The organism is Neisseria sp. HMSC078H04, from assembly GCF_001838135.1.
GTDB lineage: Bacteria > Pseudomonadota > Gammaproteobacteria > Burkholderiales > Neisseriaceae > Neisseria.
In genome coordinates, this window is sequence record NZ_KV835842.1 from 1 (window position 1) to 1,819 (window position 1,819).

Annotated in this window: 3 protein-coding genes and 1 pseudogene; all 4 read right to left on the reverse strand. The window is 44.9% G+C overall.

Translation table 11 applies throughout. The features are described 5' to 3' along the window. Positions 1–140: 140 nt before the first annotated feature. Positions 141–392 carry an RHS repeat protein gene (locus tag HMPREF2560_RS11430; RefSeq protein WP_070608367.1) on the reverse strand — a complete coding sequence of 84 codons (252 nt, stop codon included), beginning with the start codon at positions 390–392 and terminating at the stop codon, positions 141–143. Between the two features lie 40 nt (positions 393–432). Then, positions 433–697: pseudogene (locus HMPREF2560_RS11315) on the reverse strand (RHS domain-containing protein); the annotation flags it as partial. A gap of 291 nt (positions 698–988) precedes the next feature. Continuing rightward, entirely contained in the window at positions 989–1,411 is a 423-nt protein-coding gene (locus HMPREF2560_RS05480) for a DUF4265 domain-containing protein (protein ID WP_070608368.1), read from the reverse strand. 9 nt (positions 1,412–1,420) lie between these two features. Continuing rightward, positions 1,421–1,819 (reverse strand): HNH endonuclease (locus tag HMPREF2560_RS05485; protein WP_210398625.1); only part of this gene is annotated, 399 nt, incomplete at its 5' end.

Here is a 1,819-nt window from a genome sequence, read left to right on the forward strand (position 1 = left end):
GTCGTCTGAAAGCGGGGCGGCGTCTTTTTTGGGGACGGGCTGTCCGCCCAGCTGCGCCATCAGTTTGGCAGCGAGGGAGGCGTCGTCGCCGAATTCGCGCTGCTCGACCAGTTCGTTGCCGGCGTTGTAGCGGTAGCCGGTCAGTTTATGGTCGAAGCCGAGCGGTAGCGCGCACCGTTTTCATTGGTGAGGCCGACTAGGCAGCGGGCTTTGTCGTAATGGTAGCCGAAGGTATGGCCCAGCGCATTGGTGCGCCAGGTCGGCAGGCCATCCTGGCCGTATTCGTAGGAAGTGGTATGGCCTTCGCCGTCGGTATGGGTGGTCAGACGACCTCGAAAAAGGATTGAGGTTGTCTGAAAAATAGAAACCGCGTGCGTGCGTACCGCACACACCCTACGTCGGTATTGGAGGTTTCATGCGGGCTACTGCTTTCTTGGTTTCCTCTTTCAGACGACCCCAGCCGGTATAGTCACCAAACCAAACCAGATTGCCGTCCTTATCGGTCATCTCTCTCGGGATACCGATTTGGTCGCAGTGGAAGTAGTAGGTTTTCGCCGTCTGCGGTTGTCCAATTGCGTACCTGTGCCAAAGGTTCGTAGCTGTCGAGATCGGTGTAGAGATAGGTATATCTGACGTCCGGGTGGACTTCCTGCAAGAGGTGGCTGCCGTCCCAAACGAAACGGGTTTGGTTTTCGAGGCCGTCTGAAAAGCGGAAACCGTGTGCGTACCGCACGCACCCTACGTCGGGATTGGAGGTTTCATGGAGACTACGGCTTGCTTTGTATGCGCGCCTTTGAATGTGCAGGCTACTTTTGAACTGTTTTGTGGCATTGAAAAGCAGTCTACACTTTTTCAGGTAGCCCTAGGGGGCTGCGTGGGTAGCACAATTGACCACCCTGCGTCGGGACTAAGGTCGTTTGAAAATGTATTTCAGAAGCTCTTGCCTTAAGGCATTGAATTTAGCGAAATGTGTATATTTGAGATTTGCTTATTGCACAATTTTTCCATATTCGTAGTCAGCTATTTCTTTGAAACTTAGATATTCAAGATAATCTAAGACAATTTCGAGATTGGTAGTTATAGGTATGTTGATAGCTATAAAAGTAGACGAGAATTTTTCATAATCGCATCCCATTTTTTGTATAGCGTTAATACAGTCCTCAATCTCTTTTCCATCAAAAAAAATTATTCTTATTGTACTGTTCCCTGAAGATTTTATTGTTTTCTTATAATGTAATACTCCATCGATATCTACAACAGATACAGTATCATCAAAAGAAACATCTTTGCTGTAAAAAGGAATATTATTTATTTTAAATAAATTGTTTCCTAAATCAACTCCCCAAATGCTTTCTTCACTAACAGGGGGGTAGTTATCTTCGATAATTAACTTAAAAAAAATTTTCTTCATATTAATTCCTTATTTATTACTTTTTTCTATATTACAAGTACGACAAAGTACTTGTCCATTTTCGACAGTTCCAGAACCACCTTTAGATTTAGGGATAATATGATCTACATGTGCTTCATTTTTAGGGGGGGTAACACCAGATTGATGTTGTTTAGGCTCAATAACTTCTTGCCCACATTTACCGCATTTCATTTTTCCTCCATTATCGGCAGCATTTTGTTGTCGTACTGCTCTTTTCCCCGCTGGAGTAAAGTTTTTGCCAGGGCGAGTTCCTTGTTTGCTTAGCATTTTGATAAATAATTTTATGAGTTGTGCCATTAACCCTAATGGGTCAACCCACCCTTTTACATTCGGTGCAAAAGCATATAAATTCTCCCCACCTTCCAACCCAATCGGATCCTGATTCAC

Coding starts and splice junctions, on each gene's coding strand:
- HMPREF2560_RS05480 (WP_070608368.1), bottom strand. CDS start 1,411: ATGAAGAAAATTTTTTTTAAGTTAATTATCGAAGATAACTACCCCCCT.